This window comes from Kitasatospora sp. GP82, assembly GCF_029892105.1.
Classification (GTDB): domain Bacteria; phylum Actinomycetota; class Actinomycetes; order Streptomycetales; family Streptomycetaceae; genus Kitasatospora.
This window is the reverse complement of sequence record NZ_JARZAJ010000007.1, coordinates 26,198-50,222: the sequence shown is the minus strand read 5'-3', so window position 1 is coordinate 50,222 and position 24,025 is coordinate 26,198. Positions and strand designations below refer to the sequence as shown.

Genomic DNA, 24,025 nt, shown 5'->3' with positions numbered 1-24,025 from the left:
CCGAGTGGTCAGTCCAGAGTGCCGGACAGGCCGCCGGCGCTGCGGCAGTAGCCGACGATCTCCTGGTTGCCGATCTTCTTGCAGAGCCGCCCGACGGCACCGGCGTCGGTGTAGTTGACGGTGTAGTAGCTGACCAGTCCCTCGGTGCAGGCCTTGCGCTGCCAGGCCTCGGCCGCGGTGGCGCACTGCTGGGCGGCCCAGTCCTCGCGGTCCAGGTTGTACTTCATGGTGCGCGAGCCGACGCCCCGGCTGCAGTCGTTCGAGCCGCCGCTCGCCCGGCCGGCCAGGCACCACTTGAGGGCCTCGGCGAAGACCTCGGGGTGGTTCTGCCAGTCGTGCGAGCTGAGGTAGTAGGTCGGGGCGTAGAAGTAGCAGGCGGACTGGAAGAGCGCGGGCTGCTCCGGGCACGGGTAGAGCGGATCTGCGGCGATCTTGTCGGCGGGGAGGTTGGCCTTGGCGTTCTCGTCCTCCTCGTCGGGCGCGAAGAGCTGCATGAACAGGCCCTCCGAGCAGGTGATCCGCTTGGAGTCGGTGGGGAACTTGCTGCACAGCGCGCGGGCGGCGGGGACGTCCTGCTTGGTGACGAACATGATCCCGTGGCCGACGCCGTGGATGCAGGGGCCCTTGTTGGCGGGGGCGCAGAGCGTGAGGATGTCCTCCTCCGGCTTCTTGGAGGCGGCGAGCATCTCCTCGACGGCGCCGTGCAGATAGCCTGCCGCGCAGGTCTCGTGCGGGAAGGAGATGACCTTCTGGAAGTCCTCGTGGTAGCGCTTGACGGCGGCATGGCCGAGCTCGTGCGCGATCGGGTGGCAGAACCGCACGGTGTACGGGGACTTCTTGATGGTCCTGTCCAGGTCCGCCAGTGCGACGCCGGGGTCGCCGGCCTCCATCTCGGCCATCAGCTTGTTGCGCAGGGTGCTGCGGGTCCATACGGCCGGATCGCCGGTGGGGCTCTTGGCGGAGCCGCTCGGTGCGGCGGGGGAGTTCGGACCGGCGACGGGTGAGGTGCCGGGCGTCCACCGGGTGACGGTGAGTGCCCCCAGGCCGAGTGCCCCCAGCAGAACGGCGGTGATGATCGCGAAGATTCGCGGCTGCATGCTCTGGCCCCCTGGCGGATCGCTTTCGACGGGCTTCCTCCCCATCCTGGCGGTATCGGCCCGAAGACAGCCGGACTTAGAGGGCTGTTCGGGTTGGAGCGGCCGTGCCGCAACCGGGACAGGGGTGTGGCCCTGTCGTACGGCGCGGCCGCTCTGGTCAACGAAGCACTCGTCCGTCGGTCACCGCGGTCACACTGGTGTAGTTCCAGTAACTCCAGGCTCAAGAGCGGCTTCGGCCTCAGGAGTTCCGCAGGATTTCCTCGGCAGCCTCCGGTAGCCCCCCGGTAGCTCCTCAGAAGTCCAGGGACACGTCGTAGTCGCGCAGCCAGGCGTGCAGGTCGAGGGTGAGTTCGGTGGCGGCCCGGTAGCCCTGCGGATCGCTGTCGGGGTGGAGGGCCGCGGCCAGCGCGCTCTGGTCGAGCAGCGCATGGACGGGGGACTTGGGGTCGGCGGCCACCTCGGCCAGCTCGGACTTCAGGACGCGCGGGTAGTCCGGGTCCTGGGTGCTCGGGTAGGGGCTCTTGACCCGATCGGCCACCGCGGTGGGCAGTGTGTCCCGGACGGCGGCGCGCAGCAGGCTCTTCTCACGGCCGTCGAAACTCTTCATCGCCCAGGGGGTGTTGAAGACGTACTGCACCAACCGGTGGTCGCAGAACGGTACTCGGACCTCAAGTCCGTTGGCCATGCTCATCCGGTCCTTGCGGTCCAGCAGGAGGCGGACGAAGCGGGTCAGGTTGAGGTAGCTGATCTCCCGCATCCGGCGCTCGAACGGGTCCGCACCGTCCAGGTGCGGGACTTCGGCCAGGGCCTCGCGGTAGCGCCGGGCGCGGTAGCCGGGCAGGTCCAGCCTGGCGACCAGGTCGTGGGAGAGCAGGCTGCTGGCCGGGCCGAGGGAGGGGCCGTTGAGCTCGGCCGCCGCGGCGATCCACGGGAAGTCCGCTGCCGCGATGATCGCCGGGTCGTGGAACCACGGGTAGCCGCCGAAGAGTTCGTCCGCCGACTCGCCGGAGAGCGCCACGGTGGAGTGCTCGCGCACCGCCCGGAAGAGCAGCAGCAGCGAGGTGTCCATGTCGCCGAAGCCGATCGGCAGGTCGCGGGCGTGCAGGACGGCGTCGCGATGCGCCGGGTCGGTGAGGGTGGAGTTCGCCAGCACGATGGGGCGGTGGTCGGCGCCGACGTGCTCGGCGACCATCAGCGCGTACGGTCCGTCGGGTGTCGCCCGCAGTGCGTCGGCCTGGAAGTTCTCGCTCTGCCCGACGAAGTCGACGGAGAAGGAGTGCACCGGGCCCTGCCCCGCGGCGGCCAGGGCCCGGGCGGCGAGCGCGGTGACGGCGCTGGAGTCCAGCCCGCCGGAGAGCAGGGTGCACAGCGGGACGTCGGAGATCAGCTGCCGCTGGATGATGTCGTCCAGCAGCGCCCGGACGGTGGACACCGTGGTGTCGAGGTCGTCGGTGTGCTCGTGGGCCTCCAGCGCCCAGTACCGGTGATCCGTCACGCCCTGGCGGCGGATGCGGACGACATGGCCAGGCTCCACCTCGGCCATGTCCCGGTAGACGGCGTGGCTCGGGGTCTTGGTCATGCCGAGCAGCTCGCGCAGCCCGTCCAGGTCGACGGTGGGCCGCACGGCGGGGTGGGCGAACAGGGCCTTGGGCTCGGAGCCGAACAGCACCCCGTCGGCGGTGCGCTGGTAGTACAGCGGCTTGACGCCCATCCGGTCGCGGACCAGCAGCAGTTCCTCGGTACGGGCGTCCCAGACGGCGAAGGCGAACATGCCGTTCAACCGGGTGGCGAAGTCCGGGCCCCACTGGAGGTAGGCGTGCAGCACCACCTCGGTGTCGCTGCGGGTGCGGAACCGGTGCCCGGCGGCCTCCAACTCCTTTCGCAGCTCCAGGTGGTTGTAGACCTCGCCGCTGTAGGTGAGGGCGGCGAGCAGCTGCCCGTCCCGCTCCACCGTCATCGGCTGCGTGCCGCCCTCGATGTCGATCACGGCGAGTCTGCGGTGGCCGAGCGCCGCGTGCCGCTCCAGGTGGACCCCGCCCGCGTCCGGGCCCCGGCAGGCCATGGTGGCGGTCATCGCGTCGAGTGTGGTGCGCTCGGTGGTGAGGTCGTGATCGAAGGCGACCCAGCCAGTGATCCCGCACATGCGAACTCCCAAGGTGTCTGTGGTGCCCGTGGTGTCCATGCGTGTACGTACGGTGACGCTACGCTCAAATGTTGGACATTTCAAGGGATTGGACGACCGCTGAATGTCTGAAGATCTGCCCGATTTCGGGCAGAAATCTTGGACTATGGGCAGTGGACGCATAGGCTCCCCACTCGTGTCTGCCTCACCACACCCTCACGAAGACCTGCTCGCCCACCTCGCCCGTACCACCCCACTGGGTCCGGGCGAGGCCGCGCGGGTGGTCGCGGAGGTGCTCGCGTACTTCTCCGAGTCCACCGAGGAGTATGTGCGCCGCCGTCACGGTGAGTTGCAGTCGCGGGGCCTGACCAACGAGAAGATCTTCGCCCGCCTCGGCGCCGAACTGGCCGCCCGTCGCGTGGCGGCGCCCGAGCTGTCGACCCGTCAGCTGCGCCGGATCGTCTACGGCTGAGCCGTCCTGCCGGTACTGAACAAAAGGAGTGCGACCTATGTGCGGAATCGTGGCCTACATCGGCCCGAAGGACGCGACCACCTTCCTGCTGGAGGGTCTGCAGCGGCTGGAGTACCGGGGCTACGACTCCGCCGGCGTGGCCGTCAGCGGCAAGGGCGGCGGCCTGAAGGTCTGCAAGGTCAAGGGCCGGGTCGCCGACCTCGCCGCCGCCGTGCCTGCCCGGTTCTTCTCGAATCAGAGGGGCAAGGGCAACGCGGGTATCGGCCATACCCGTTGGGCCACCCACGGTGTGCCCAGCGACGCCAACGCCCACCCGCACGTCGACAACGGCAGCCGGATCGCCGTCGTCCACAACGGCATCATCGAGAACGCCGACGAGCTGCGCGCCCGCCTGACCGCCGAGGGCGTCACCTTCACCTCCGAGACCGACACCGAGGTCCTGGCCCACCTGGTCGCCGCGCACACCGCCGACGGCACCGAGCTGGAGGACGCCGTCCGGGCCGCGCTCGGCCACGTGGTCGGCACCTACGGCATCGCCGTCCTCGACTCCGCCCAGAGCGACCGGATCGTGGTGGCCCGCAACGGCAGCCCGATCGTCCTCGGCATCGGCGAGAAGGAGATGTTCGTCGCCTCCGACGTCGCCGCCCTGGTCCGCTACACCCGCCAGGTCGTCCACCTGGAGGACGGCGAGCTGGCCACCGTCCGCGCCGACGGCTTCCGCACCTTCACCGAGGACGCCCGCCCGACCACCCGTCAGCCCTCCACCGTGGACTGGGAGGTGGGCTCCTACGACACCGCCGGCTACGAGCACTTCCTGCTCAAGGAGATCCACGAGCAGCCCGCCGCCGTGGAGCGGACCCTCTCGGGCCGCCTGGACGAGCGCTTCGCCACCGCGCACCTCGGCGGCCTCAACCTGGACGCCCGGGAGCTGCGCGAGATCCGCCGGGTCAAGATCCTCGGCTGCGGATCCGCCTACTACGCGGGCGAGATGGGCGCCCAGCTGATGGAGGAACTCGCCCGTATCCCCGCCCACAGCGAGCCCGCCTCCGAGTTCCGCTACCGCAACCCGGTGATCGAGGCCGACACCCTCTATGTCGCGGTCAGCCAGTCCGGCGAGACCTACGACACGCTGGCCGCCGTCCAGGAGATCAAGCGCAAGGGCGGCCGGGTGCTGGGCGTGGTGAACACCGTCGGCAGCGCCATCGCCCGCGAGTGCGACGGCGGAATCTACCTGCACGCCGGCCCCGAGATCTCGGTCGCCTCCACCAAGGCCTTCACCTCCACCGTGATCGCCTTCGCGCTGCTCGCCCTGCACTTCGGCCGCATCCACGACCTCTCCCCGGCCGACGGCCGGCGGATCGTCGGCGCCCTCAAGGCCCTGCCGGACCAGATCCGCGAGATCCTCGACCAGGAGGACAGCGTCGCCAAGCTGGCCGCCGAGTACGCCGGTACCGCAGGCACCGCCACCGACGGCATGATGTTCATCGGCCGGGTGCGCGGCTACCCCGTCGCCCGCGAAGGCGCGCAGAAGCTGAAGGAGATCTCCTACGTCCACGCCGAGGCGTACCCCGCCAGCGAGCTCAAGCACGGCCCGCTCGCACTGATCAGCCCCGAGATGCCCACCGTCGCCCTCGTCCCCGACGACGAGCTGCTCGACAAGAACCTCACCACCCTCGGCGAGATCAAGGCCCGCTCCGGACGCATCCTCGCCATCGCCCACCGCGCGCCCGAGGCCAAGCTCGCCGACCACTGCATCCTGGTCCCCAAGAGCGAGCCCGAGTTGGACCCGCTGCTGCTCAACATCCCGCTCCAGCTGCTCGCCTACTACGCGGCCGTCGCGCTCGGCCGGGACGTCGACAAGCCCCGCAACCTCGCCAAGAGCGTGACGGTGGAGTAGCCCCCCGACGGGGGTCGGCCGAGCTGACGACATATCGGCGGGGTGACAGCCCATCAGGGAAGCGGCCGCTATCGTTCGACCGTGGGCGGCGGGCGCATCGTGCCCGGCCCGACCGGAACGGGAGGCTGACGATGCGGTTCGCAATCATCGGTACAGGCGCCGTCGGCCGCACCCTTGCGGCCAAGCTGATCTCGCTGGGCCACCACGTCACCCTCGGCTCCCGCACCAGGGACAACGCGGCGGCCACCGAGTGGGCCCAGCAGGCCGGACCCTACGGTCATGCCGGAACCTTCGCGGACGCCGCCGAGTTCGGCGAACTGGTCATCAACGCGACCGCCGGCACGGTCTCGCTCCAGGCCCTGCGCCTGGCCGGGGCCGACCGGCTGGCCGGGAAGGTCCTGATCGACGTCTCCAACCCGCTGGTCTTCGCGCCCGACGGCGAGGTCACCCTCGATCCCGTCAACACCGACAGCATCGGTGAGCAGATCCAGCGGGAGTTCCCGGACACCCGGGTGGTGAAGGCGCTCAACACCCTCAGCGCCCAGCTGATGGTCGACCCGGGCCGAGTGCCCGGAGAGCACAACGTCTTCATCGCCGGGGACGACCTGGAGGCCAAGGCCCAGGTCAGGACGGTACTTGAGCAGTTCGGCTGGCCCGCCGCCGCCGTGATCGACCTCGGTGGCATCACGGCGGCCCGGTGCACCGAGATGCTCATGCCGTTCTGGCTGACCATGATGCGCCACGTCGGCCACACCGACTTCAACTACTCCTTCAAGATCGCCGAATGAGGCTGGACGCAGCATGAGCGAGCAGGCACCGCCCCCGTACGAGCCACTCCGTGAGGACTGGCAGAGCGCCCTGGCCGTGGTCGCGCACCCCGACGACATGGAGTACGGCGCCGCAGCGGCCATCGCCCGCTGGACCTCCCAGGGCAAGCGGATCGGCTATGTCATGGTCACCAGCGGCGAGGCCGGCATCGACTCGCTGACGCCCGAGGAGTGCCGCCCGCTGCGCGAGGCCGAGCAGATCGCCTCCGCAGCCCTGGTCGGCGTGGACGACGTGGACTTCCTCGGCCACCCGGACGGTGTGGTCGAGTACGGGATCGCGCTGCGCCGCGACATCGCCCGCGAGGTGCGCAAGTACCGCCCGGACATCGTGATAACCACCAACTTCCGGGACACCTACGGCGGTGCCGTCCCCAACCAGGCCGACCACATCGCGGTCGGCCGGGCCACCCTGGACGGAGTGCGGGACGCGGGCAACCGCTGGATCTTCACCGAGCTGGCGGACGAGGGCCTCCAGCCGTGGAACGGCGTCCGCGAGGTCTGGGCCGCCTCCTCGCCCGACTCCCGGCACGCCGTGGACACCACGGACTTCCTCGACCTCGGGATCGCCTCGCTCCAGGCCCACAAGGCGTATCTGGACGGGATCGGCGGCGAGATGTCCGACCCGAGGTCCTTCCTGGAGTCGGCCGGCCGGGCGGCGGGCAGCCGGCTCGGGGTGACCTATGCGTCGCCGTTCGAGGTGATCTCGCTGCGCCCCTGAGCGCCGTCGCTTCCGGTGCTGCCGCCTCCGCTGCCGTCGCCGTCGCCCTCGCTGCCGGGCCCGTCCTTGCCGGGCCTGCGGCGGCGGCGCAGCAGTCTCACCGCCACCGCCGCCACGACCGCAGCCCCCACGGCGATCAGCAGGACGAGCTGGTAGTGCAGCGCGCGGCTGTACAGCGGGCCGATGTCGGAGCCCGCGACATAACCGATCGAGGCCCAGGCGCCGACCCAGAGCAAGCCGCCGATCACATCGGCGACGAAGAAGCGGCGAAAGTCCAGCTCGGCGGCGCCCGCGATGATTCCGCCGGTCTGCCGCAGACCGTCGATGAAGCGGGCCACCGCGACCACCTTGGGGCCGTGCCGACCGAAGAAACGATCCGCCCGCTGCAACCGCTCCTCGGTGATCAGCAGATAGCGGCCCCAGCGGTGGAGCAGTCCCAGGCCGCCGGTGCGGCCGATCAGATAGCCGGTGCAGTGCCCGGCGACGGCGGCGAGTACGGCGATCGTGGCCACGCCGGCGATGCTCAGCCGCCCGGTGCCCGCGTAGACGGCGGCCAGCACCAGGATGGTCTGGCCGGGCACCGGGACGGCGCAGTTGTCCAGGAAGACCAGGGCTCCGACCGCCGGATAGCCGTAGCTGTCCAGCAGCGGAGCCAGGTGGGCCAGCGGGCCCGGGAGAGGCGGCGCCGGCATGGTCTGATGCTCCTGGCCGCGTGCTCGGTTGTGGTTACGCGTGCTCGGTCGTGGTTACCGGATCGCTTCCTCGTGCTCGATGTTGCAGTCGGGGCCCGGGTAGATCAGACCCGTGTGACCGTCCTCGAAGCGGACCAGGTACGGGGGTTCGCCGTCGGATCCGCGCACCTCGATGATCTTGCCCTTCTGATCCACCATTCCGACGGACCTGCTGTGGATGTGGAGCTGGTCACCTACCGCAGCATGCATGATCTGCTCCCTGGGGAGTGCGGGCTGTACTGGCGGGCGACCGGTCTGCCACCAGCGAGGCAGGTGGCCGTCCCGTCTTCCACTGTGCGGCGTGATCCGGATGGCCGCAATGCCGTGCTCCGGTTGCGGCCCGGCCGGACCGGGTGCGATCAGGCCGGCAGGTGGTCGGCCAGATAGCAGCGGAGCAGGCGCTTGGCCTCGGCGATCAGGGCCGGGTCGCCGTCCGGGTCGCAGCGGAAGGCCAGCTTGAGGACGGCGTCGGCGCACTCCATCGCCACCCGTAGCGCGACCGGGAAGCCGGGGGTGTCGAGGAGCCCACCGGCCAGGGTCTTCAGGCGCAGGGCGACGGCGGCGTTGTTGTCGAGGTCGTCGTCCAGCAGGTGCAGGTCGTCGCTGACACCCTCGGGGAGCCGCTCGACCAGGCCGAAGTCCACGTGGCCGAAGCCGGGCACGGCGCGCTTCATGGCGACGAACTCCTCGACGGCCAGGTCGACGAAACCGCCCACGCCCTGTGGGGCCTCGGCGTCCAGACGGCGGGCCAGCCGGTCGAGATAGCGGTCCAGGTTCCGTTCGGCGAGGGCGGCGAGCAGGCTCTCCTTGCCGGAGAAGAACTGGTAGAGGGTGCCGATCGGCACCTGGGCGCGCTGGGCCACCTCCTTGGTGGTGAGCGCTCCGGCGCCGAGCTCGTCCAGCAGGTCCGCGCAGGCGTCGAGCAGGCGCTCGTAGCGCTCGAGGCTGCGCCGCTGCACCGGCCGACGACGCGTCGCGTTACGTGCTTCGGTCCGTTCCTGACCGTCCGTCTGCGCCTTCATGCGTCCACTGTGCCGCATCTGGCGTTCCGCGAGCGAATAACTGACATGAGCTTGACTCATATTAGTGATTCGCCACCGGGGAGCAGCCGAATGCCGCAGCCGATCCGCCTCGCGCTTCCCGCCGACTTCCGAGGCCGGCGGCGCCGGCGGGCACCTGGGCTTCCTCCACGCGACCTCCCGGATCTGTGGGGATCCCACTCCGGCCAGGCCATGCCCCGCACCCTGGCTGAGATCACCGAACGCCTGCTACCCGAACGACGTCAACGGGCCTGCCCCGCGTCATCAAACGCAAGATGTCCAACTGGCCCCTCAGACGCGCCCAACACCGCAACCGGCCACCACCAGAACCAGCAACACCCATCATCGCCCAGCACGACAGGACCTGAAGTCACCGGCATTGCCCCTAGCCTTGTGCCCGGACAATCCGCGTCCGCATTGCCGGTGATCAGTCCCTGGAAAGGACGGACCGCCTCGGTCCGGACAGCACTTCTTTCATTCGGAGTCACACTCCGTCAGCAGCCCTTGCGCCCGGCGTGAGACAGCAGAGCCGGGTTCCCACCGTTCAACGGGGAGGCTTTACCATGAGTCGAACAGGCATATGCCCAAGAGTGCTCATAGTCGGGGCGGGCCTGGCCGGCACCGCCACGGCGATTCGACTGCTCCGCTTCGCGCGCAGGCCGCTCGAGATCGTCCTGCTCGAGCGGCGTTCCGACTACCGGTCCGCCGGCGTCGCCTACCACCGGGACGGCAACCCCTGGGACCATGTGTTCAACATCCAGGCGGGTCGGATGTCGGTGTTCCGGGAGGACGTCCACGACTTCGTCCGCTGGGCCAACCTCGAGGCCGACCGCCGGGACTGGCCGGCGCCCTGGGCCGAGCTCGAGTTCGTCGAGCAGGGCCCGGCGCCCCGACGGATCTTCCAGGACTACCTGATCGATCGGCTGGCCGAGGCCAGGCGGGAAGCCTGTCCCGGCGTCGGACTTGTCGAAGCGGACGGCGAGGCAGTCGACATGGAAGTACGCTCCGCAGGGGTCGAGGTGACGGTGCGACAGCTGTCTGCGAGCGGTCTCGAGGCCGGGCAGGGCCCGGAACCGACCGTGCTGTTCGCCGAACACGTCGTTCTCGCGACCGGCCTCGAACTCAGGGAGCCGCCCTTCGCCGCCGAGGCACTCGCGCACGCGTCCTTCGTGCGGAACCCGTACTCCGCGGCCGGCGTCCGGAAGCTCGTGGCACTCCCACCCGAGGCGACCGTCGCGATCGTCGGATCCGTGCTGAGCGCGTACGACTCGGCGGGTCTTCTGCTGCGCCAGGGCCACACCGGGAGGATCCATCTGATCTCCAAGACGGGGACGATGTTCCGGACATACCCCGGCGGCCACGAGCACGGAGTGTTACAACTGCCCTGCCCGAAAGCACTGCTGGAGCCGTACCGGAATCGTGAGGAGTTCCTTGCCCGGGTTCGGGCCGAGTGGGAGACGGCGTGCTCGACGGTCGTCCGGGACCACCCCGAAGTCGACCCGGTGGTGGTTGCGGAGCGGGTCGCCAAGGCGTGGGAGCCGCATCTTCCCGAGGCCATCGAGCGGATTCCCTCCGGGGAACTGCGACGCCTGCTGGACGAGTTCGGTACCGCGATAGCCGCGTTCCGGGTCGGCGCGGTGGAGTACACCATGGCGATCATCGAGCGCGCGATGCATCCGGCGGACGGGACGGTGAAGCTGGTCGTCGGCAACGTGGAGGGGATCACGCCGACGGAGTCGGGGCGGCTGGTCGTCTCGGTCGCGGCGCCGGAGGAGAAACACGCCATCGAGGCCGACCTGGTGGTGTCCAACTTCGGAAGGGAGTCGGACTACAGCAGGGTCGGCCAGTCGCTCTGGAGGAATCTCCTCAGGAGGGGGATCACGGTACCCCACGAGCGCACCGGGCGCGGCTTGGAGGTCGACGAACAGGGGGCGCTGCTGAGCCCCGGCGGGGAGCCGGCCGGCCCGATCTCCGCAGTCGGCGTGCTGAGAGAGGGCGACGAGATCGTGCGGAACGGCCGAACCGGCGCGTTCGCCTTCAATCTCGCTGCCATCAAGAACCAGTCAATCGCGGTCGCCGCGCGCGCGATCGAGCAACTGGAACTACATGAAGACGGTCTGGCTCAAGACATGGCTCAATACCATGGCCATGTCGGCAATATAGAGGAAGCGGCCCTGGTCGGATTCGAGGAGGCTGTGGCCCTGGAGGTGAGGAGGTTGGCCACGCGTGCTCGAAGTGAGCGGGAACTGCTCGATTCCCGGTTGGGCGCCTGTATCCGGGACATAGGCGAACTTCCGGCCCTTCCGATGGATGCCTCCCGGCGTGACCACCTGATGAGGGCGGTCGTCAACCGGGCCGCCGTCGAACGACTCACTGACGTCTCCGTGACGCCACGGCAGCTGCGTCGACAACTGGGGATGGCGAACGCCGAATATCTGGAGGACTAGTTGAACGGGCGACGGATTCAGGGATCCCTATTAACCGGTGGTACACAGAGTGTGTTACGAGGTACCTGTAACCGCACAAGAAGTCCACTCAACGGATCCATCCTCGTCGCCCCTTCCCTCGAAGCGGGTCTGTACGAAGCGATCGTGGTGGCGCGTGCGGTCGTCTGCAGTTCGGGCGGGCTGACCGGCCACATGCAGTCCATCTGCCGTGGCAGGGGAATACCCGTGCTCCGCGTCGACCAGGCGGATCTCGCCGACCTGGTCGGCGAAGTGACGCTGCACCTGGAGAGCCAGTCGATCGTCATCGGGTCCGACACGAGTGCCGGGGCCCCGGGCTCAGGGGCCGGGAGTTCCTCGCTGGACGATCTCGGCTCGGCGTGTGCGGTCATCGCGGACCTGCAGGACATCCACACGATCAACTCGTGCGGGCCGAACGCGAAGCGGGTCGACTCCTTCTTCATCCGGGAGGAGTTCCTCTGCCTGGCGGCGGGCCTGCGTCCGCTCGACTCCCTGGACGGCGGCCCTGCAGACATCGCGGTCTACGGGCGGGCCGTCGCGGACCGGCTGTGCACCTTCGTCGAGGCGCTCCTGCCCGGCCAACGGCTGGTCCTGAGGCTTCTCGACCTCCGCTCCGACCACGCCGCCGGCGTCACCGAGCTGGCCCCGGTTGCGGTCGAACCGAACCCCGAACTGGGCCTGCACGGCGCACGCTGGCTGCTGGGTTCGACCTCCTACGGGGACGCGCTGCACGCCGTGCTCGGGTCCCTGCGCAAGCAGCTCGGTGTCGATGCGGGCCGAGTGCACCTCTCGGTTCCGTTCCTCAACGATGCGGAGGAGTTCGCCCAGCTCAGGGCGCGCCTTGAGCTGCCGGTCGACGTGCCCGTGTCCGCGTTCATCGAGACGCCCGCGGCGGTGCACGCCACCACGGCGATCTGCGCCGCGGGCGCCAGCGAGCTGTTCGTCGGCACGAAGGACCTGGTGCAGTTCTACCTCGCCGCGGACCGGAGCAACCACCTGGTGGCCGATTCCTACCAGACCCGGCACCCGGCCGTCATGGACGGAGTGCGGAGGGTGGTGGAGTCCGCGCGTGCCGCGGGTACCCCGGTGAGGGTGTTCGCGCTGGGTGCGGACCTCGCCCACTACCTGGAACGCCTGCCGGCCCCGGACGGCTACATGATGTGCACCGCCGAACTCCAGCAGGTGCTCCTTCAGTCGCAACCCTGACCAGGCCGGCAGGACGGGGCGCAGCCGTTCGTGCGTCGGCTGGGCCCCGCAGTGGGACGTGAGCCTGGAGGACTTCGCCCGCCGGGTGAGGTTCTACGACCGGCCCGCGCTGCCCGGGGTGCACCTGGCCCAGGAAGCAGGCCGTACGTGCGTCCGAGTGGGCGCACGTACGGCGGAGGCGGGATCAGGCTGCCATGGCCCTGGGGCCCTGGGGGTTGCCGACTTCGGCCGGGTGGGCGGCCGGTACGGCGCCGGAGCTGCCCTGGTTGCGCTGACGCTTGATCAGATGAGCGGCCCACCAGCCGAGGCCGCGCAGGAGGCAGACCAGGCTGGTCGCGAAGAACAGGGTGTAGACGACGTTGAACAGCATCAGGACGCCGTAGGCCATGGCGACCGACGCGCCGAACATGAACTGGTTGCGCCCCTTGAACGGCGTGGTGCCCGGGTCGGTGATCATGTAGTTGGTGAACAGCACGAAGGCGACTCCGCTCATCGGACCGAGGGCCGAGAAGATCGCGACGTGCCAGATCCAATGCCGGAGCAGCGCCTGGATCACGAACCCGCCGAGCCAGCCGACGATCAGCGGGACCTTCTTGGTGAGCATGGAGTTGATCACGGTCCCGGCGGTCGCGATGATCAGCGGGATGGCGACCCGGAAGAAGGTGTTCGCGTTCTCGGTGAACTCGTACGGCGGGGCGATGCTCGCCCAGGAGCCGAAGCAGAGCAGCGAGAGGGTGATGCCGAAGTTGGACGGGTTCATGAAGTGCCGCATCCGGCCGGCGATGGGCGCCTGGAGCGCGTGCTTGCCGGCCACGCCGACGAACACGCCGAAGAGCACCGGGAGCAGCTGGTTGTTGCCGTAGAACAGCATGTTCATGGCGGTGCCGGTGATATGCGCCGGCAGCAGGAACTCGTACACGCCGCGCATGCCGTTGCCGAGGAAGCGGGCCGTGCGCCGCTGGGCCCAGGCACTGATGAGCTCGAAGACGATCTCGACGGTGTAGGCGAAGAGCACCGAGATGATCGGCCACAGCCAGGGCTGTTCGAAGCCCAGCAGGGTGTAGCCGAAGATGTTGAAGACGGTGATGGACATCGCGAAGTTCCGCAGGGCCAGGTAGCGCGGGTCGCGCTTGGCCGGTGTGGGGGACGCGGCGGTCGTCGAGGCTGCGGTCATCGGTTCGGAACCTCCTTGGCGGCACTGGTCAGCATGAGCGAGTGGGTGCCAGGGGTGAGCTGCTCGGACTGCTCGTGCATGGCGCCGCTGTTGTCCCGCCAGCACAGCTGCACGGTCACCGGGCCCTGGTAGCCGCCGAGTCCGAAGTGCACGTCAAAGCTCCGGAAGCCGCCGTGGCCGCTGCCGCCGTCGAGCTGCGAGACCTGGGAGCCGGCCGGCGTGGTGATCCGCACAGTGGCGCCGTAGGCGGGGGTGCCGGTGTTCACCAGCCCCATCTCGGGGTCGTTGTCACCGGCCGGGCGGTACAGCCGCAGGTTCAGGTAGTGGCCCGGGTCCGGCGACTTGTTGGCGTAGAAGGCCGGCGGCCCCCACTGGCGGGCCACGGCGAAGTCGAGCAGACCGCTGCCGGTGGTGTCGCCGGTCGCGATGGAGCGGGTCGGCGTAGGCACCGCGATGCCGAGTTGCTTGCTGATGTTCACGTACTTGCCGTTGGCGGACTTCGCGTAGAAGGCGATCGCGTCGTCGCCGGAGATGTCGTCGCCGGGCTGGACGTTGGGCCACATGGCGGGGTTCGACAGCAGGTCGTCGTTGGTCATGGCCATCTCCTGCAGCCACGGCCAGCGGTTGGTGCGGCCCTTGACGAACCCGTCGGCCTGGAGCACCTCGAGGTTGCCGGAGTTGCGGAAGTCGGCCATCTTGGTGTCCCAGGACCAGCCGGTCCAGGCCACGCCCTTCTGCTGCGCCTCCTGGGTGAACGGCGCGACGCCGCTGCTCAGTTGGCGGCGCATGTCGGCGTTGTCCTTGGCCTGGTTGATCCAGAGGAAGTTGCTCTCCTCCAGGCCCCAGGCTTCGGTGATGTTGCTGACCATCATGTCGAACTTGCCGTTGTGGTTGAGGTCACCGAAGTCGACGCCCATGCCCTTGAACGAACCCTTGCCGAGCACAAAGGACTTGGGTGTGGTCGCGGTGCGCTGCCCGGTGGCCTCGGTGAACCGGATGTGGCCCGGCGTGGACCGGTTGTAGAGCAGGTGGCTGTGCCCGAAGTCGTTGGCGATGTACAAGTCGGGCAGGCCCTCGCCGGTCAGGTCGGCGCCGGCGATGGCGAGCGTCCAGCCGCTGGAGGCGTTGAAGGACATCGCGTCCTTCTCCTCGACGAAGTTGGCCTGCGGCGCGGTGCCCGAGGCCGCGCTGACCCAGCGCAGCACATGGTCGCCGCCGGCGTTCTTCGCATTGGACAGCGAGTTGTTCATCTGCACGTTGTTCAGCCCGTGCGGGTCGAGCACATCCGACTCGGGGAAGTAGTTCCCGATCACGATCGAGGGGTGCCCGCTGCCGTCCAGGTCGCCCACGTAGTCGGCGTCGGTGTTCCAGCGCGGGCCGTGGTACCGGCCGTCGGCGGAGGTCGAGGGCACCAGCTCGCGCGGGACGTACGAGGTCGCGGACGGGGTGGTGGCGTCGGCCTTCGGCAGGAACAGGATCGGGGTCCGTCCCCAGTAGGTGACCAGCAGGCCCATCCGGCCGTCGCCGGTGAAGTCCCCGGGGGTGCAGCCGGTGGGCGCCATGGTGTCATCGACCGGGAGCGGGGCCGGGTTCAGGACGAACGGGGTGAATCGGTCCGCCTCCCGGGCGGTCGGCGTGTAGGTCACCACGACCTGGTTGGTGCGGGTGTCGACGATGCACATGCCGTCGGCGAGGCCGTGCCCGGTCAGGTCGTTGATGGCGATGCCGGCACCGACCGAGGAGACCCAGGAGCGGATCTTCTGGTAGGACGGGTTCACGTCGCGGACCGTGCGCATGGGCTGCGAGTCGTACCCGGCCGGCATGGCGATGGGCATTTCCTGGAACGCGTACTGCGTGGCGGTCTCCTCGGTGCCGGCCACGGCGACCGAGGCCCGGGTGGCAATGAACAATGAGGTCGCCACCACCACGGTTGCCAGGCCGGGAATCAGCCTGCGAATTCGCTCTCGATACAACACAGCCACCTCTCCGTGCGGAAATTGACAATGTGATGGATCGTTGCTGGAACGTGCCCCCACGAACTTGGCTCAGAAATAGCCGATTCAAGAATGTCTCGGCGGCCGGGCGAATGCTTCTCCCGTTGTGCTGACCGCGTCAGGAATTCGCGGGTGCGGTGAGCCGGGTACCCATTTCGCGGGCCGCCGCGAAGGCCGCCCAGAATGTCAGCTCGATCAGCGCGGTGTCGCCGGGCCGTTCCTGCCGGAAGTCCGCGACGATCGACTGGTCGACCTGGTAGGAGGCGAGGGCGGTGAGCAGCGCCAGCCGTCCCACCGCGCGCTGGGCGGGCGGCAGGCCGGCCACGGCGTCGTTGACCCAGGCACGGCTCGGGCCTTTCGGCCGGCCGTCCCAGCCGGCCAGTTCGGCGCGGACCAGTCCGCGGACGGGCTCCGGGACCGTTCGCGCGCCCGCCGACTCGGCGGCGGCGGCCGCGCGGGCGAAGGCGCCGGCGACGCTCGGCGTGGCGGCGGCCCAGGCGAGGTCCGCGGGCAGGGCGGCGGACGGCAGCAGGTCGAGCGATCCGCCGGGCGCCCAGTGCCGGCGGGCGGCGGGCCCGAGGAAGCGCCCGAGCAGGCCGGTGGCCCGGGTCCGGAGCGCGGGCGGCGCACCGGTGGGGAGCGGGCTCTCCGGCAGGAAGATGTTGACCATGCGGTTGAGGTAGTGGAACGTCACCGCGACCCCGACCAGCTCGGGGGCGTGCGCGGCGGGGAACGGCGCCGGCCGGGCGCCGCCCGAGCGGGCCCACTCGGCGACCGCCCCCAGCTCCGGACCGGCCGGGTCCAGAAGCTGACGGAGCGTCATGCCGTGTACCTCGACGCAGTACGGACAGGAGTTGGCGCCGGAGACCGCCGTCGCTACCGCTTCCTTGACGGCCCGGTCGACCGAGCCGGTGGCGACCAGGGTCTCCCGCAGCAGCATCCAGCAGGCCGCGAGCACCTCCGGTGCAGGGGAGTGCAGGGCCACCGGAGGCGCCAGCATGCCGAACTCCCGCTCCAGCTCGGCGTAGATCCGGCCGACGCGCTCCCCGGCGCGGGGCACCCGGACGGGGGACACGTGGCGGACCTGGCCGAGCGACCGCCGCAGTGCCGACCGGAGGACTGCTCCAGCCATCGTCGTCTCCTTCGGTTGACCGATGTCCGGGTGCATCCGCTGCGCCTGGTCAGCCGCGCAGCTGCTTCGCGGCCAGCGGGAGTACGGTGCGCCGCGCGCCGGTGTCCCCGCCCGGGCCGGGCGCTCCGTAGCTGACCTTGACGCCGCGCTGCTGCGCGGCCCGGACGATGCCGGGGATCGCGCGTTCGGCGAGCGCGGAGATGGTGAGCGCCGGGTTGACGGTCAGCGCGCCGGGCACGGCGGAACCGTCCGTGACGAAGATGCCCGGGTGGCCCCGCAGTTCATGGCGGTCGTCCAGCGCCGAGGTGGCCGGGTCGTCGCCGATCCGGCAGGAGGCAAGCGGGTGGACGGTGTACGCGCCGACCAGATCGTTGGTCCACGGCGTCACCCTGGCGAGGCCGTCCCGCTCCAGGATCGACTTGACCGCGGCGTCGGTCTCGTCCCAGGCGCGCAGCGTGTTGGGCGTCGGGTGGTAGCTGAGCGGGCCGTGGCCGAGCATCTGCTGGGAGATCCGGGTGGCGTTGCCGGTGGGCGGCGGCGGGCCGAAGACCCCTTCGTTGTCGTCCTCGATCATGGTGAAGACGGTCAGCCAGGACTGCCACTGCCGGACCAGGTCCTTCTTCTCCACGCCGAACCAGGACGGGCCGGCGGCATCGGGCACCTGGGCCAGGATGGTGCCGAAGCCGGGCGGGAAGTACAGCTGCTCCAGCGAGTACCGGTGGTACTCGGGCAGGTCGCCGTCCAGGTTGTCCCAGCTGGCGACCACCGGGCCCTTGCCGATCTGGTTCGCCGCGTACGCCCGGCCGTCGCCGCGGTCCAGGCCGAGCAGTTCGGCGGCCTTCTCCTCGTTGATGACGGCGGTGTTGAGCCGCTCCCCGTTGCCGGAGAAGTACCGGCCCACCGCGTACGGCATCGGGCCGAGATCGGCCTCCGAGCGCTTGAGGATGACCGGCGTGGCGCCCGCGCCGGCGGCCAGCACCACGACTTCGGCCTCGATGACGCCGTTGCCGACCTGCTCCCGGTAGTCGACGTCGTGCACCACGTTGTAGTGCACCCGGTAGCCGCCGTCGTCGGTCCGTTCGAGGCGCTGGACCTCGTGCAGCGGCCGGATCTCGGCGCCGTGCGCGAGCGCGCCGGGCAGGTAGTTGAGCAGCAGGGAGCGCTTGGCGTCGAAGCGGCAGCCCGCCATCATCCAGTTGCAGTTGGTGCACCTGGTGTTGTCGACCGCGACCGGGACGGGGTTGGCCGTGCGGCCGGCGTGGTCGCAGGCCGCCGCGAACAGGCCGCCGGCGAAGCTGACGTCCTTCCAGTCCTGCTTGGTGATCGGCAGGGCGTCGGTCACCAGGTCGTACCAGGGGTCCAGGGTGTCGCGGCTGATCGCGGCGGGCCACATCCGCCGGCCGATGCTGCCCCGGCGCTCGAAGACGAACCGCGGCGCGCGGGGCATGGCGGCGAAGTAGACGACGCTGCCGCCGCCGACGCAGTTGCCGCCGAGCAGGCTCATGCCGTCACCGACCACGAAGTCGAAGATCCGGGTGTAGGACGAGCCGAGCAGGAAGTCGTGCTCGAACTCGTCGGCTTTCAGCCAGGGCCCGCGCTCCAGCACGACGACCTTGGCGCCGCCCGCGGCGAGATGGTAGGCCGCGATGGCGCCGCCGAATCCGCTGCCGACCACCAGGACGTCGGTGCGCTCGCTGCTGCTCATGCCGGGCTCCCTGAAGCCGTAGTGTGCGGGTGCGAGTTGGCCAGCCGGCGGCCGTAGGTGAAGTCCGAGAACCGCCACAGGCCGTCGGTGTCCGGCTTGCCGAAGCCCATGGCGGTGAGCCCCGGGTGGCCGTCCGCCATGGCCTCGGCGGTGTGCCGGTGGGCGCCGGTGTCGTAGGCCATGTTGCAGAACAGCGCCAGCAGCACCCACAGCGGCCGCTCGGGGTGCGCGATCGCGGTCAACCGCCGTACCAGCTCGGTGCGGTGGGCGAAGGACAGCGAGACGAAGGGGGGCACGGAACCGTCCAGGGCCAGGTCCTGCTCGGCCGCGTACGTCTCGGCGTGCGCGTTCAGGGCGGTGGCGAAGTTGGGCAGATCGGGGGCCAGCCCCGTCCCGGGCAGTTCCAGCAGTTCGATGGCACCGGCGGCCACCGCGCCACCACCCTCGGCCGCGCCGGCCACGGCCCGGTCGGTGGGGGAGCGTTTCTCGCCAGGGACGATGGTGTCCGCGAACGCTTCCAGAGTGATCGTCCTGGCCTGCTCTTCCTCTGAAGTGCCGGATGACAACGGCTTTCCTCCTGTACATCGGCGATGCCGCAATGGCAAAGGGAGCGCGCGCCGGGTTTTCGCCGGACCGAAGTTTGAAACCGACAGGAATCGGAAAAAGATTTCGGCCCCGTGCGGCGGATGCCCTGGCCGGATGTTTCCCGCCCGGTACGGCTTCGCAGCCTCCATCGTCCGGATGCGGCACGCAGGCTGCATCTTCCGTGTTGCTGCCTGCCTTCGCGGCAGCGGCCGTCCGATCAAGTTACTTACAAGTATGGTCGCTATCGGTGGTTGCTCGATCACAACCGGACTGATACGGTCTCGACTCAACGATCGACCCCGAAGCGCTTAACTCCGGTCACATGCGAGGGACTTGTGATGTTTCGGGTCGAGGGCCGATGAGCGGTTCTCGGACGCACCATGTCCGAGAGGCATCGGTCTGGAGCGTTTCGCGGGAAGTCGTCACCTCTCCGGACATCCCTGCACTGGAGGTTCGATGGACGACCCCAGAACCACCACGAAGTCGGCGATCGAGCAGGCCGTCGTCCGCGCTGTGGAGGCCATGAGTGCGAATATCGGTGAGCCGCTCACGATAGACGACATGGCACGCACCGCGATGTACAGCAAGTTCCATTTCTCGCGCGAGTTCCAGCGGGTCACCGGTGTCTCCCCGCGCCGCTTCCTGTCCGCTCTCCGATTCCAGGAGGCGAAGCGATTATTAATCGCGACGGGAATGACCGTGACCGAAATCAGCCACCGCGTGGGCTACACCAGCGTGGGCACCTTCAGCTCCCGCTTCACCAGCAGTGTGGGCGTCTCGCCCACCGCCTACCGCCAACTCGGTGGGTTCACCACCCAGATCAGGACGCAGAGTCAGCCGGCCGCGCGCGAGGGCCGGAGCACGACGCTGCGCGGCGAGGTACGGGCGCCGGTGGTGGGCGATCTCGGGCTCATCTTCCTGGGCCTGTTCCCGGGCCGGATCCCGCAGGGCCGACCGGTGCGCTGCACGGTACTGACCAGGCCGGGCCCCTTCGTGCTCGAGGACGTGCCGCCCGGCAGCTGGCATCTGCTCGGCCATTCGGTCCCGAAGGCGCTGGGCGAGCAGTTGATGCCCGATCAGCAGGTGTCGGTCGGCTCGGTCGGCCCGATCGAGGTGCGCCCGGACGTGCCGGTGCTGCCGATCGACTTCCGCTTCCGCGCCATGCGCACCCTGGATCCGCCGGTGCTGCTGGCCCTGCTCGACGTGCGGTCGGAGGCGGTCTGGCGCGGTGAGGTGAGCGCCTGGGCGGTCTGAGCGCCGGCTTCGCACCGCTGAAACAGCGGTGCGGCCGGAACTCCGGCCGCACCGCTGTTTCGGCGTGTCGGGACGTCAGCTCACCGGGTGTGCCGTCATCGGCAGCCCGCCGCGCACCCGGAGCGAGAGCATCGGCTCGGCCACCACGCGGTACCCCGGCACCAGGCTCAGCCGCAGCTCACGGGAGAGCAGCGCGATGGTGAACACCGCCTCCATCAGCCCCAGGCTGTTGCCGACGCAGAACCGGGGCCCGGCGCCGAACGGGATGTACGCGTACCGCGGCCGTCCGCCGGAGTGCTCCGGGTCGAAGCGGTCCGGCCGGAACTGCTCCGGCGCGTCCCAGAACTCCGGATGCCGGTGCAGGGTGTACGGGCAGATCAGGACGTCCGCGCCGGCCGGTACCCGGTACCCGCCGACCTCGTCGTCCGCCTGGGCCTGGCGCGGCAGGATCCACACCGGCGGGTACAGCCGCATGACCTCCTCGACCACCCGCATGGTGTAGGTCAGCCTGTGCAGGTCCTGGTACTCCGGCAACCGGTCGCCGAGCACCTCCACCGCCTCGGCGTGCAGCCGCTCGCGCACCTCGGGGTGCCGGTCCACCAGATAGAGGGTCCAGCCGAGCGTCGAGGCCGTGGTCTCGTGCCCGGCCAGCAACAGTGTGGTCAGCTCGTCCCGCATCCGCTGGACGCCGACTCGCGGGTCCGGTTCCGCGCGGGTGGACAGCACCAGCCGGGCGAGTGCGTCCTCCCCCTCGGCCAGGTCACCGCCCCGTGCCACGCGGTCCGCCACCAGCTGGTCGACCGCTTGCTGCAGGGTCTGCCGGGCCCGGCGGAAGCGCAGCTGGTGCGGCAGTGGCACCCACATCGGCACCGTGCCCATGGTGACCATCTCGAACATCGCCTGGTCCTGCACGGCCTCGAACGCCTCGCCGAGCCCGGTCAGGGCTCCGAGGTCGGCGTCGAGCAGGGTGCGCCCGAGCACGCCGAGGGTGAGACCGGTCATCTCCTTGACCACGTCGACCGGCCCGCCGCCCTCGAACGTCCGCAGCCGGGCGACCAGCTTGCCCGCCTCCTCGGCCACGATCCCGGCCTGCTTGGCGATCCGCCTGGCCTGGAAGGCGGGCTGGATCACCTTGCGCTGCTTCTGCCAGAGCGCGCCCTCGCTGGTCAGCAGACCGTCGCCGAGGGCGCGCTTGGCCTGCTGAAGGCCGATGCCCTTGTGGTAGTTGGCCGCGTGGTCGGCGAGCACCCGCTTGGCGTGCTCCGGGTGGTTGAAGAAGTACAGGGTCTTCGGGCCGATCCGGATCCGGACGGCGTCACCGTACTGGCGCGCAGCCGAGGTCATCAGGGCGAGCCGGTCGCCGACCAGCTGCCGCAGCAGGCCGGGCATCTCCCGGCGGGCGGGGCCGGGCATCGGCCGGACGGTATCGTGCGTCGTCATGGCCGGCCGGCACCTCCCAGCGCGGCGAACTGTTCGGCGATCAGCCGCCGCCAGACCTCGTAGGCCGGCAGCCCGGCGGGTGCGGAGCCGACGGGACGGGCGTCATGGGTGACCTGGGCCGCCTCGGCCGGCGTCATGCCGCAGAGGATCCCGGTGGCGAGCGAGGTGTGCGGCACCAGCAGCCCGGCCCGGATCCGCGCCTCGGCGGCGAAGGCGCTGCCCTGGGCGACCATCGGCCGGTGCACCCCGGCACGTTCCCGGAGCACCAGCAGTTCGTCCTCCTCCGCGCCGCCCGCGTAGCCGGCCGCCAGTCCGGCGCCGCTGTAGAGATCGCCGCGGCGGTGCTCCGGGAACTTCTCGATCATGGTGGCGACCAGGTCGGCCTCGGTGCCACCGATGAACCACAGGGCCCGGCCGATGCCCTGGTCGATCGCGTTGCCGACGTAACCGGGGTGGTCGTGCGCCGGCCAGGGCAGTCCGGTGTCCTGGTGCTGGCCGTGGACGTAGCGGTCGGTGTGGAAGTACGCCTGGTGGAATCCGTAGCCGTCCAGGACCAGCCAGCGCAGCAGCGGGTCGAGCCGGTCGATGTCGGGCCAGCGGAACCTGGGCAGCCGGGCCATCGCCCAGCCGATCCCGACGTACACCATGTAGACGTGCCGGTCGCCGCGTCCGGCCAGGAACCGGTCGACCGAACCCCGGCCGCCGAACGGCAGGCCGTCGAGCATCGCGAAGCCCATGCCGGCGCCCTCGTAGGCGAAACCGCGGAACTGGGTCGGGATGCATTCCAGCTGCTCCTCGGCCTCGGCCGGGGTGCGGGCCTCCATCGCGTGGCCGAAGCCCTCCAGGAACGTCCGGCCGACGGTTTCCAGGAGTTCCTGTGAAGCTCGGCCTTTCTTGTGGAAACCGCGGGTGTCAAGCAGGGTTTCCCGGGTGTGCGGGGTCAGCATCCGGCGCCTTAGCGTACGCCAGGAGTTCGGCACAGCTCGCTCCTTCCAGGGTTTGCCGACGGGTTCCGGAAATCCGTCAGTCGAGATCGGAGAACTCGCGATGGACCCGGCTCCGCCACAGCTCGTAGGCGGGCCGCGAACCGTCGCCGGAATACGTGGCGCCGTCGTCCGCGATCTTCACGGCCTGCTCGACCGAGCGGCCGGTCAGCACCTCGATGGCGGCCGCCGAGTGCGGCGGCACATGCCCGGAGTACTCCCTGGCCCGGATCGCGAAGACCGCTCCCTGGGCCAGCTCGGCCCGGTGCTCGCCGGCCGCCGCGCGCAGCACGGCCAGCCCCTCGTTCGGGCAGCCGCCGGCGAAGGTCGCGGCCAGCCCGACGCCGCTCCACAGGTCGGGCCGCCGGTGCCCGGCGAACCTCCCGACCGCCGCCGCCACCTGGTCCGGGTGCGCGCCGTGGATGAACCACAGGGCGCGCCCGATCCCCTGGTCCACCGCGCGCGGGAAGTACTCGCGGGCACCCTCCCACGGGTAGGGCGCCGGCACGTACTGCCGGTCCACCCAGCGCTCGGTGTCGAAGTAGGCGCGGTCGAAGGCGTAGCCGTCCACCGCAAGCCAGCTCATGACCGGGTGGTACGGCGTCCCGGACAGGTCCGGCAGCACCTTCTTCCACAGCGGCCGCGGCAGCCGGGCCATCGCGAAGCCGATGCCGATGTACGCCAGGAAGATGTGCGGCTGGCCCGGACCGAGCAACAGGTCCCGGGTGCGGGTGCCGCCCGCGGTGGCGTCCAGGACGGTGAAGGCCATCACCGCACCCTCGTACGCGAAGCCGCGCTGCTCCGGCTCGACCAGGCTCAGCCGGCGCTCGATCTCCCACTGGTCGCGGACGTCCATGCCCCACTCGAAGCCGCAGACCACCGCCTGCGGCACGGCCTCCAGGCGCCGGGTGGCCTCGGTCGGGGTGACCGGGAAGCCGCGCCGGGCGAACGTCACCTCCGCGAGCTGCGGGGCCAGTACCAGTCGCCGGAATGATCCGAGCAGTGTCGGCACGATCGTCTCCTGCCCTTGCGGTGAGGGGTGGCGGACTCTCCATGCTGGGCGTCGCGCCCGCTGCCGCGCTTCTCCCCTCTTGCGCTGGTCGCGGCGGACGTGCTGCCGCCCCGCGAAAATTACGGCGTTATGCAATAACCGTGTGATAACCCTGTTATGTAAAGTCCGCCT

The 24,025-nt window shown here is 70.0% G+C and carries 20 protein-coding genes; 7 read left to right on the top strand and 13 right to left on the bottom strand.

Features of this window, described 5'->3' with window-relative positions; all coding sequences use genetic code 11:
- Nucleotides 1-8 precede the first annotated feature (8 nt).
- Together P3T39_RS09240 and asnB are read right to left on the bottom strand one after the other, a co-directional pair.
- Nucleotides 9-1,097 (bottom strand): hypothetical protein, encoded by a 1,089-nt coding sequence (locus P3T39_RS09240; RefSeq protein WP_280696898.1) that lies wholly within the window; start codon nucleotides 1,095-1,097, stop codon nucleotides 9-11.
- 292 nt (nucleotides 1,098-1,389) lie between these two features.
- A complete protein-coding gene (gene asnB / locus P3T39_RS09235) occupies nucleotides 1,390-3,240 on the bottom strand; it encodes an asparagine synthase (glutamine-hydrolyzing) (protein WP_280696897.1) in 1,851 nt (616 codons plus the stop codon).
- Between the two features lie 175 nt (nucleotides 3,241-3,415).
- On the opposite strand from asnB, the gene P3T39_RS09230 reads away from it, so the two are divergent.
- The 4 genes from P3T39_RS09230 (at nucleotide 3,416) to P3T39_RS09215 (ending at nucleotide 7,133) form a co-directional block, all read left to right on the top strand.
- Entirely contained in the window at nucleotides 3,416-3,691 is a 276-nt protein-coding gene (locus tag P3T39_RS09230; RefSeq protein ID WP_280696896.1) for a hypothetical protein, read from the top strand.
- Nucleotides 3,692-3,728: 37 nt separating this feature from the next.
- The gene (glmS, locus tag P3T39_RS09225) at nucleotides 3,729-5,588 is read left to right on the top strand and encodes a glutamine--fructose-6-phosphate transaminase (isomerizing) (protein ID WP_280696895.1); all 1,860 of its coding nucleotides are present in this window, start codon (nucleotides 3,729-3,731) and stop codon (nucleotides 5,586-5,588) included.
- A 131-nt stretch (nucleotides 5,589-5,719) separates the two neighbouring features.
- The gene (locus P3T39_RS09220) at nucleotides 5,720-6,376 is read left to right on the top strand and encodes an NAD(P)-binding domain-containing protein (protein WP_280696894.1); all 657 of its coding nucleotides are present in this window, start codon (nucleotides 5,720-5,722) and stop codon (nucleotides 6,374-6,376) included.
- A gap of 13 nt (nucleotides 6,377-6,389) precedes the next feature.
- Nucleotides 6,390-7,133, top strand: coding sequence for a PIG-L family deacetylase (locus P3T39_RS09215; RefSeq protein WP_280696893.1), 744 nt, complete (start codon nucleotides 6,390-6,392; stop codon nucleotides 7,131-7,133).
- Here P3T39_RS09215 and P3T39_RS09210 read toward each other — a convergent pair.
- The 3 genes from P3T39_RS09210 to P3T39_RS09200 all read right to left on the bottom strand — a co-directional run bounded on the left by P3T39_RS09210 (nucleotide 7,094) and on the right by P3T39_RS09200 (nucleotide 8,886).
- Nucleotides 7,094-7,825 (bottom strand): DedA family protein, encoded by a 732-nt coding sequence (locus tag P3T39_RS09210; protein WP_280696892.1) that lies wholly within the window; start codon nucleotides 7,823-7,825, stop codon nucleotides 7,094-7,096. The two genes, P3T39_RS09215 and P3T39_RS09210, sit on opposite strands and share 40 nt — an antisense overlap.
- A 54-nt stretch (nucleotides 7,826-7,879) precedes the next feature.
- A complete protein-coding gene (locus tag P3T39_RS09205; RefSeq protein ID WP_280696891.1) occupies nucleotides 7,880-8,074 on the bottom strand; it encodes a DUF1918 domain-containing protein in 195 nt (64 codons plus the stop codon).
- Between the two features lie 149 nt (nucleotides 8,075-8,223).
- A complete protein-coding gene (locus P3T39_RS09200) occupies nucleotides 8,224-8,886 on the bottom strand; it encodes a TetR/AcrR family transcriptional regulator (protein WP_280696890.1) in 663 nt (220 codons plus the stop codon).
- A gap of 581 nt (nucleotides 8,887-9,467) precedes the next feature.
- Here P3T39_RS09200 and P3T39_RS09195 point away from each other — a divergent pair.
- Together P3T39_RS09195 and P3T39_RS09190 are read left to right on the top strand one after the other, a co-directional pair.
- Nucleotides 9,468-11,351: an FAD/NAD(P)-binding protein gene (locus tag P3T39_RS09195; RefSeq protein WP_348534323.1), complete on the top strand. Its 1,884-nt coding sequence runs from the start codon at nucleotides 9,468-9,470 to the stop codon at nucleotides 11,349-11,351.
- Nucleotides 11,352-12,575 carry a putative PEP-binding protein gene (locus tag P3T39_RS09190; protein WP_280696888.1) on the top strand — a complete coding sequence of 408 codons (1,224 nt, stop codon included), beginning with the start codon at nucleotides 11,352-11,354 and terminating at the stop codon, nucleotides 12,573-12,575.
- 184 nt (nucleotides 12,576-12,759) lie between these two features.
- Here P3T39_RS09190 and P3T39_RS09185 read toward each other — a convergent pair whose 3' ends face one another.
- The 5 genes from P3T39_RS09185 to P3T39_RS09165 all read right to left on the bottom strand — a co-directional run bounded on the left by P3T39_RS09185 (nucleotide 12,760) and on the right by P3T39_RS09165 (nucleotide 19,146).
- On the bottom strand, nucleotides 12,760-13,749 hold the full coding sequence (locus tag P3T39_RS09185) for an enediyne biosynthesis protein (protein WP_280696887.1): 990 nt from the start codon (nucleotides 13,747-13,749) through the stop codon (nucleotides 12,760-12,762).
- Complete coding sequence (locus P3T39_RS09180) at nucleotides 13,746-15,659, bottom strand: ASPIC/UnbV domain-containing protein (RefSeq protein WP_280696886.1); 1,914 nt, start codon at nucleotides 15,657-15,659, stop codon at nucleotides 13,746-13,748. The genes P3T39_RS09185 and P3T39_RS09180 overlap by 4 nt, the downstream gene beginning before the upstream one ends.
- Nucleotides 15,660-15,861: 202 nt before the next feature.
- Nucleotides 15,862-16,875, bottom strand: coding sequence for a carboxymuconolactone decarboxylase family protein (locus P3T39_RS09175; protein WP_280696885.1), 1,014 nt, complete (start codon nucleotides 16,873-16,875; stop codon nucleotides 15,862-15,864).
- A gap of 49 nt (nucleotides 16,876-16,924) precedes the next feature.
- Entirely contained in the window at nucleotides 16,925-18,580 is a 1,656-nt protein-coding gene (locus P3T39_RS09170) for a GMC family oxidoreductase (protein WP_280696884.1), read from the bottom strand.
- On the bottom strand, nucleotides 18,577-19,146 hold the full coding sequence (locus P3T39_RS09165) for a DUF5987 family protein (protein ID WP_280696883.1): 570 nt from the start codon (nucleotides 19,144-19,146) through the stop codon (nucleotides 18,577-18,579). Before P3T39_RS09165 ends, P3T39_RS09170 begins: the two co-directional genes overlap by 4 nt.
- A 475-nt stretch (nucleotides 19,147-19,621) precedes the next feature.
- On the opposite strand from P3T39_RS09165, the gene P3T39_RS09160 reads away from it, so the two are divergent.
- Nucleotides 19,622-20,419 carry an AraC family transcriptional regulator gene (locus tag P3T39_RS09160; RefSeq protein ID WP_280696882.1) on the top strand — a complete coding sequence of 266 codons (798 nt, stop codon included), beginning with the start codon at nucleotides 19,622-19,624 and terminating at the stop codon, nucleotides 20,417-20,419.
- A 75-nt stretch (nucleotides 20,420-20,494) separates the two neighbouring features.
- Here the strand turns inward: P3T39_RS09160 and P3T39_RS09155 are convergent, their stop codons facing one another.
- The 3 genes from P3T39_RS09155 to P3T39_RS09145 are packed head-to-tail and all read right to left on the bottom strand — an operon-like array spanning nucleotide 20,495 to nucleotide 23,854.
- Nucleotides 20,495-21,859, bottom strand: a complete 1,365-nt coding sequence (locus P3T39_RS09155) for a cytochrome P450 (RefSeq protein WP_280696881.1) — start codon at nucleotides 21,857-21,859, stop codon at nucleotides 20,495-20,497.
- On the bottom strand, nucleotides 21,856-22,839 hold the full coding sequence (locus tag P3T39_RS09150) for a DUF1702 family protein (RefSeq protein WP_280696880.1): 984 nt from the start codon (nucleotides 22,837-22,839) through the stop codon (nucleotides 21,856-21,858). Before P3T39_RS09150 ends, P3T39_RS09155 begins: the two co-directional genes overlap by 4 nt.
- 43 nt (nucleotides 22,840-22,882) lie before the next feature.
- Entirely contained in the window at nucleotides 22,883-23,854 is a 972-nt protein-coding gene (locus P3T39_RS09145) for a DUF1702 family protein (protein WP_280696879.1), read from the bottom strand.
- Nucleotides 23,855-24,025 lie beyond the last annotated feature (171 nt).

Excerpts from the sequence above, each read along its gene's own strand:
- P3T39_RS09155 (WP_280696881.1), bottom strand. The coding sequence starts at position 21,859 with ATGACGACGCACGATACCGTCCGGCCGATGCCCGGCCCCGCCCGCCGG.
- P3T39_RS09200 (WP_280696890.1), bottom strand. The coding sequence starts at position 8,886 with ATGAAGGCGCAGACGGACGGTCAGGAACGGACCGAAGCACGTAACGCG.
- P3T39_RS09205 (WP_280696891.1), bottom strand. The coding sequence starts at position 8,074 with ATGCATGCTGCGGTAGGTGACCAGCTCCACATCCACAGCAGGTCCGTC.
- glmS (WP_280696895.1), top strand. The coding sequence starts at position 3,729 with ATGTGCGGAATCGTGGCCTACATCGGCCCGAAGGACGCGACCACCTTC.
- P3T39_RS09210 (WP_280696892.1), bottom strand. The coding sequence starts at position 7,825 with ATGCCGGCGCCGCCTCTCCCGGGCCCGCTGGCCCACCTGGCTCCGCTG.
- P3T39_RS09220 (WP_280696894.1), top strand. The coding sequence starts at position 5,720 with ATGCGGTTCGCAATCATCGGTACAGGCGCCGTCGGCCGCACCCTTGCG.
- P3T39_RS09170 (WP_280696884.1), bottom strand. The coding sequence starts at position 18,580 with ATGAGCAGCAGCGAGCGCACCGACGTCCTGGTGGTCGGCAGCGGATTC.
- P3T39_RS09215 (WP_280696893.1), top strand. The coding sequence starts at position 6,390 with ATGAGCGAGCAGGCACCGCCCCCGTACGAGCCACTCCGTGAGGACTGG.
- P3T39_RS09185 (WP_280696887.1), bottom strand. The coding sequence starts at position 13,749 with ATGACCGCAGCCTCGACGACCGCCGCGTCCCCCACACCGGCCAAGCGC.
- P3T39_RS09175 (WP_280696885.1), bottom strand. The coding sequence starts at position 16,875 with ATGGCTGGAGCAGTCCTCCGGTCGGCACTGCGGCGGTCGCTCGGCCAG.
- P3T39_RS09195 (WP_348534323.1), top strand. The coding sequence starts at position 9,468 with ATGAGTCGAACAGGCATATGCCCAAGAGTGCTCATAGTCGGGGCGGGC.
- P3T39_RS09160 (WP_280696882.1), top strand. The coding sequence starts at position 19,622 with ATGGACGACCCCAGAACCACCACGAAGTCGGCGATCGAGCAGGCCGTC.
- asnB (WP_280696897.1), bottom strand. The coding sequence starts at position 3,240 with ATGTGCGGGATCACTGGCTGGGTCGCCTTCGATCACGACCTCACCACC.
- P3T39_RS09240 (WP_280696898.1), bottom strand. The coding sequence starts at position 1,097 with ATGCAGCCGCGAATCTTCGCGATCATCACCGCCGTTCTGCTGGGGGCA.